This is a genomic window from uncultured Kluyvera sp. (assembly GCF_902485085.1).
Lineage (GTDB): Bacteria > Pseudomonadota > Gammaproteobacteria > Enterobacterales > Enterobacteriaceae > Kluyvera > Kluyvera ascorbata.
Window position 1 is genome coordinate 1 of sequence record NZ_CABTJS010000056.1, and the last position, 5938, is coordinate 5938.

12 protein-coding genes are annotated in these 5938 nt (G+C 49.9%); 6 read left to right on the forward strand and 6 right to left on the reverse strand.

Annotated features, from left to right (window positions below):
* The 6 genes from RDN66_RS07035 to RDN66_RS07060 form a co-directional block, all read right to left on the reverse strand.
* On the reverse strand, positions 1-123 hold a 123-nt coding region (locus RDN66_RS07035; RefSeq protein WP_308537733.1), incomplete at its 3' end, for a YdaE family protein.
* Positions 107-313, reverse strand: coding sequence for a cell division inhibitor protein (locus RDN66_RS07040; protein ID WP_308537734.1), 207 nt, complete (start codon positions 311-313; stop codon positions 107-109). The genes RDN66_RS07035 and RDN66_RS07040, both read right to left, overlap by 17 nt.
* 465 nt (positions 314-778) lie before the next feature.
* On the reverse strand, positions 779-1204 hold the full coding sequence (locus RDN66_RS07045; RefSeq protein ID WP_308537723.1) for a hypothetical protein: 426 nt from the start codon (positions 1202-1204) through the stop codon (positions 779-781).
* On the reverse strand, positions 1197-1580 hold the full coding sequence (locus tag RDN66_RS07050) for a hypothetical protein (RefSeq protein WP_308537724.1): 384 nt from the start codon (positions 1578-1580) through the stop codon (positions 1197-1199). The genes RDN66_RS07045 and RDN66_RS07050 overlap by 8 nt, the downstream gene beginning before the upstream one ends.
* A 2-nt stretch (positions 1581-1582) precedes the next feature.
* Entirely contained in the window at positions 1583-1906 is a 324-nt protein-coding gene (locus tag RDN66_RS07055) for a hypothetical protein (protein WP_308537725.1), read from the reverse strand.
* Positions 1907-2002: 96 nt separating this feature from the next.
* On the reverse strand, positions 2003-2398 hold the full coding sequence (locus RDN66_RS07060) for a helix-turn-helix domain-containing protein (RefSeq protein ID WP_308537726.1): 396 nt from the start codon (positions 2396-2398) through the stop codon (positions 2003-2005).
* A gap of 99 nt (positions 2399-2497) precedes the next feature.
* Between RDN66_RS07060 and RDN66_RS07065 the strand changes: the two genes are divergently transcribed.
* From RDN66_RS07065 to RDN66_RS07090, 6 genes are all read left to right on the forward strand, one after another.
* Positions 2498-2725 carry a YdaS family helix-turn-helix protein gene (locus tag RDN66_RS07065; protein ID WP_308537727.1) on the forward strand — a complete coding sequence of 76 codons (228 nt, stop codon included), beginning with the start codon at positions 2498-2500 and terminating at the stop codon, positions 2723-2725.
* 2 nt (positions 2726-2727) lie between these two features.
* Positions 2728-3294 (forward strand): toxin YdaT family protein, encoded by a 567-nt coding sequence (locus tag RDN66_RS07070; protein ID WP_308537728.1) that lies wholly within the window; start codon positions 2728-2730, stop codon positions 3292-3294.
* Positions 3295-3394: 100 nt separating this feature from the next.
* Positions 3395-4375, forward strand: coding sequence for a replication protein (locus tag RDN66_RS07075; protein WP_308537729.1), 981 nt, complete (start codon positions 3395-3397; stop codon positions 4373-4375).
* Between the two features lie 2 nt (positions 4376-4377).
* Positions 4378-5127, forward strand: coding sequence for an ATP-binding protein (locus RDN66_RS07080; protein WP_308537730.1), 750 nt, complete (start codon positions 4378-4380; stop codon positions 5125-5127).
* A complete protein-coding gene (locus tag RDN66_RS07085; RefSeq protein ID WP_308537731.1) occupies positions 5124-5531 on the forward strand; it encodes a hypothetical protein in 408 nt (135 codons plus the stop codon). The genes RDN66_RS07080 and RDN66_RS07085 overlap by 4 nt, the downstream gene beginning before the upstream one ends.
* A complete protein-coding gene (locus tag RDN66_RS07090) occupies positions 5524-5769 on the forward strand; it encodes a hypothetical protein (RefSeq protein ID WP_308537732.1) in 246 nt (81 codons plus the stop codon). Before RDN66_RS07085 ends, RDN66_RS07090 begins: the two co-directional genes overlap by 8 nt.
* Positions 5770-5938 lie beyond the last annotated feature (169 nt).

Sequence of the window (5938 nt, forward strand, 5' to 3'; positions counted from 1 at the left end):
CTGCGCGCCGTGGATCAGCGTCAGCGTGTTCTTCACTTCTTTGCCTTGTTCAATCGGTTTTCCGCAGTGGCGGTAAGCGCATTTCTTCTTTTGCATAACTCCCCCGTTAATGGCTAAGGCCATTCCCCAGACCGTTTAGATAAACCTCAACCAGCAACTCTTTGGTGTAGGTCCGTTCAATGCCTCGATGCAGATACAAACGGCCGCGAGCGTTGGCTGATGCTGTCCAGGTCGAGTCGTTGTGTTTGACGAGCATTCCCGGCTGAACTGCGCCGCGGTTTACCGTCTGGGTACCGTAGTGCTGATGAACCATGATGTTCTCCAGTTTTCCTAAGTGAACTTCGCTGGTGGCGCCGTGGCGCTGATCTTCACGGTTGAGCTTTTTCACTCTGCAATTAACCACCGCGAAGCCCACTCTTTGTGTCTTGCCGTCTTCCCGGCTGCCAGAACGTAAAACCTGATGCGCGTTAATCTTTCCACCTCATCCGACTATTCGTATGCCGTCGGCGGCTACTTCGTGGGCGTCCTGCCTGGGTGGTTAGTAGTGCGTCTTGGTGATTTCATTAAACACAAAGTTTAAATTCATGTCAACAAAATGAGCATTTATTAATAAACAAAATGTTTAATTGTGGGTTTGGGGGGCGGGCATACAACCGATTTTGGACAAACAATCCCAGCGCTGAGGCTGGGAGCACGAGATGTTTGGGGGGAATGCTAAAGCTGAGTGCCGGGAGAGAGGCAGTAAAAACCCGGCGCGGTGGCCGGGTCATATATAAATTTAATCGATGGATGGCGGTGGGGTTGGAGCTTTTTTGAAGATGGTCCACTGAGAAACATATGTTAAAAGTCTGGAACCTAGCTCTAACTCTTGTCGCAAAATGTCATCGTATCTTTTTCTAGCACTTTGCTTGGTTTCATCACTAGCATCAGGGTCAGACATAGTCCGCTTAAGTTGTCTTTTTTCAGGATTGGAGCAAATTGAAAACATAAGTTTGGTAAAAGACATTCCACCAAAATCCTTCAACGTCCTGATAATAAATAATAAAATCAAAGATAGAAACGGAACAGATCTATATGCCCAATCTCGAAACTCTCCTGCAGGGAATAGATGAGGAATTGCGTCAGTGGCGTATCCGCATAAGACCGTAACAATTAGAAATGGGAGGCCATTTTTAGCAACGCCTTTTACATTATTATCAGTCATTATTCTTCCCGCAAAACGCCTTAGAATCTACGTGCATTTTTTGTGCTTTGACAACGTAGTAGGCATACCCGATCTTTAGCAACCAATATAAAACAGGTGCAAGAGCTGCGTATAAGGGGATGTAGTACATAACATTACCTCCTGATAACCCAACTATAACACCAAATAGCAAAACTAGAGCGATAGAAAAAATTTTCAGTCCAAGACAACTATCAGGATGTTTTTTATACTGGCTTAGTGATAGCACACCTGACATTTCTGGTGAATACGGGATGTCGCCGATGTGGTTCTCAATCTTTGGCTGGGTATCAAAAACATAAATGTTATCAATAAATACAGCGGATGAAGAACGGTAATCTAAGGAGACGGCAGCCATCGTTAACCCCCCTTAATTTTACCTGAAACATGGTTAGCAGCGAAGGTTGCGATATACCCGCACTCCATACATATTACGGGGAATGCCCAGATACCTCGTCCTGCGGAATTCGGTAACGGGTAAGTGATTAATGCAGGATGATCCTGACTGTCCTCTCTCGGTGGTACTCCCCAAAGAGTTTTTTTACATAAAGGGCAAGCCATCTCTCCAAATTTGTTTTCGAAATCAAGGAAATATTGATGGAACTCAGATCTTGAAACAGATAAAGCCCTTAGTGAAGAGCTTTGAATTTGCTTCTCATTTTTATTTTCAAATTGCTCGCCCATGTGTTTTCCCATTGTTGTTATGACCAATGTAACAAGCCAGCCCCAGAACCAATTTGGTTATTAACTTGGCTATGATTTGTTCTGTATGATTATGTTTTAATCTTCCTGAGACCGAATCCTTCCCTTCATGTACTTCTCGTACATAGCATCCAGCTCTTTCAGACGTAAAGACAGCACTCTGAGGAAGTTCTGTTTTTCTTCATCGTCAGGTAGCTGTCGGTAGAGTTCTAGTAGTCTTCTCTCATCTGCCTTCAAGCCGTCTTTCTCATCAACTTCCTGACCAAGAACCCATTCAAGGCTTACCCCTAGCGCGTCCGCCAGCTTTATCGCCGAACTTTTCCCAATTGTGCCGCGCACGAACCAGTTATTGACTGACTGAGCACTGACCCCGCATATGCGAGCCATGTCCGACTTGGTCAACTTCTTAAGCTCGAGGATCTCGTTGAGCCTCTGCACTTGTGGGTGATTAATCTGATGAGTTTTTTCTTTCATAACAGAATTCTAAACCAAAAGTTTATTAGCTCAATATTCAAAATGTTGACATATGCATAAACATTATGTTTAATTTCAGTGTTTCCACTGGAGTAAAATATGAAAGCAATTGATAAAGCCATTACCAGAGCAGGTACAGCATCTCGGTTAGCCGAACTGCTGGATGTCAGCGCAATGACAATCAGTCATTGGCGGAATCGCTATCAAGGCCTAGTCCCAGCTGATCGAGTATTGCCAATCTACAGCGCCACTGGCGTTACCCCGCACGAACTGCGCCCGGATCTTTACCCCAACCCAACCGACGGACTACCAAAGCAAGGAGCGTAATCATGCAAGCTCTCAGTTTTCAGCAGGATACAGGAGCACCGCAGGCTGCGGTGATATCGAATTATCAAGGCGTTTCTCGCAATACCAGTAAGCTAAATCGCATTCGTGAAGCCGTGCGCGCCTGGCAGAAAGCCACACCGGGACAGGCACAGATTCACATCTCGCAGCTGGTGGCTAAGGAATGGATTGCTCGCGGCGGGCGCGGTTTGCTGCTGGCCGGTTCCGAAGTTAACACCCGACAGAACTTCTTCCGGATGATTAACGAACCGGGGCCTAAGAACGACAAAAACCTGATGCTGCTTATCCCGGTCATTGCTGACGTAATGTCTCGCGATAACGAGAAGGTAGCGCGTGAATACGGACTTCTCGCGAAGACGGAAGCAGAACTAATTGCCGATGCGATGAAGGAGTGTACTGAGGCGCATCAGGCCAAGCTGCTAGGGCAGCCAATACAGCGCCTTGAGAAAGAGGTGAGGGAGGCCGCAGAAGCATTGCTTCGCTTCCTCCCAACGGAATCAATCGCTGCCGTTGTGACGAGCCTGGCGGCTATGGCGCCGGGCCTTATGTGAGGTTCTGATGAACGGTATCACAAACAGAAAAGTGAAAGCCGCTGTGCTGGAACACTGCGGCCTTCGAGTGCAAAAACGGAAGGTAATTGCGGAGTTAAGTATGTCAAATACCGCTGAAGTTATCAAATTTCCCGCCCCGCTACAGGGGCAACAGGAGAGCCGCATGGCTGAGCTGGAAAACGGCTATTTGCGTTTAGCCAACCAGATTCAGGATGCCCTGTGTATCGTTGAGCTATCAGGCCGTGAATTCCGGGTACTGAATGCTATCGTTCGCCTGACCTATGGCTGGTCCAAGAAGTCTGACCGTATCGCCAATAGCCTCATCGCAGACAAAACGACGCTGAAGGTTAAGCACGTATCTGAAGCGGTGCTGAGCCTTGCTTATCGGAACATCATCATCCTGCGTCGCATTGGGCAAACCAGATACATTGGGGTTAATACCTGCCTGGATAAATGGGCTTATACCAAGCCAAATTGCATGAAGTGTCCGGCGGCGTTCCAGGCTGCTGAAGTCGAAACATGGGTTATTAACGCCCCTGAGTTCATGATTGGCGATCCCCAGAATCAGGGACAGTTATCCCCGAAAACAGGGATGGTTATCCCTGAAAACAGGGATGGTGATTTTACCCCTCCATCCATCCCCGAAAACAGGGATGGTTATCCCCGAAAACAGGGAAAGGTATCCCCGAAAATAGGGAACACCAAAGACATTCTTCCAAAGACAAATATAAAAACAGATCTAACCCCCTCTAATCCCCCAAGGGGGAAGGCGAAGTTTGACCCGCTGACAATCCCTGTTCCTGAGTGGCTTGATTCTGAGTCCTGGAGTGAGTGGGTTGCTTATCGCCAGCAATCAGGCAAGGCCATCAAGACCGAAATGACGGTCACCAAAGCCTTCAAGTTGCTGAAGGCCTGCCTGGATGACGGCCATAACCCGGTGGACGTGATCAACACCAGCATCGCCAACGGGTACCAGGGATTGTTCAAGCCGAAGTTCGCGCTCAACGACCGCAAAGCGGGCAGGGATGTGAACCACATTTCTGAGCCAGATAAAACCATCCCAACCGGGTTCAGGGGGTAACAGTGAAAAATATTGTTAATTCCGGCAGCGCGCTTGAGCGCCTGAAGAAACTCATTCCGCCCGGCGTACAGCCGAAGTTCACCAGCGCTGCTGAGCTGCTGGCGTGGCAGCGGGAAGAAGGGCTGAAGCATTGCGAAGAACTGGGCCGCCTGAACCAGAAAGCGCGTACTGAGAAAATCTTCGGCCGCTCTGGCATCCAGAGCCTGCACCGCAGCTGCACGTTCGCCAACTACGAAGTATCCAGCGAGCAACAGCGCAAGGCCTACACCATGGCGAAAAGCTACGCGCAGAACTTCGGGACCGGCTTTGCAAGCTTCGTGTTCAGCGGCGGCCCGGGCACCGGCAAAAACCATCTTGCTGCGGCGATTGGCAACCATCTGCTGGCTGCTGGCCATACGGTTCTTGTCGTCACCATTCCGGATCTGATGCTCAGGGTTCGCGAGTGCTACGACGGCGGCCAGTCTGAAGCCTCACTGTTGGATGACCTCTGCAAGGTTGAGTTGCTGGTGCTGGATGAGGTCGGCATTCAACGCGGCAGCAGTGGCGAAAAGGTCATTCTGAATCAGGTTATCGATCGCCGCCTGTCCTCGATGAAGCCGGTGGGCGTGCTGACGAACCTGAACCACGCAGGGCTTCAGGATGCTCTGGGGCTTCGAATTATCGACCGCTTAACCATGGATAACGGCATCTGGGTGAACTTTGACTGGGCCAGCTACCGCAAGAACGTATCGCATCTGAGGGCAGTGAAATGAGCATGAAACCAACATACGAACAGCTTGAGCAGCAGCTTGCTGCGGTGGTAGTGGAGAGTGCGGGGCTGAAGTCGGTTCTGGAAGAAATAATCAATGCCGACGAGCCGGAATATCACGATCAGGGCATGGGATGTGGCGTTGAAGACCGCGGCTACCAACGCGATGGCTATTCTGCCTGCTCTTACGGATGGGATTCAGCAATGGACCGCATTTACTCAGAAGTGATTCCTGAAGCATTGCCAGAAACCCCAGCCACCGACGCTTTCCTGGCTGAAGTGCGGGCGCAAGGGGTTGAGATGGCTATGGAGCATATGCAGTCGAGCGGTTCGTTAACATTTGGAGATTGCTACATATCACTCCACAAGTTCGCCGCCCAGTTACGCCAAGGAGCCGAGCATGAGTAATACAGCAAAACTTCAACTCGGTTTCTCCCCGCTGAGCAAAACAATCACCCTTGCAAAAATGCGCGATTTGGACGGCGGCGGACGCTTACGCGTGGGAAATGATCGTGGTCGCGATGTTACCAACGAGGCCGCACAACTTGTCTGGCAGTTGGTTATGGCTGAAGGCGGTGAAATCGGCTGGGAGCTTGATGACGGCTCTCGCATGATTCTGAGGGCGGAAAAACGGGAGGCCCAATGAACGATATCACAGCACTGATGGCGACCATGAAAGCGGCAGCAGAGAAAGCCACCGAAGCACATGAGCGACTTAGCGCTATGCCGTCAGATGGGCTATTCGATGCCTCGCTTGCAGAAAATGCACAACTTGAATCTGACATTACTGCGCTTATCGCCCATAACGACGCGTC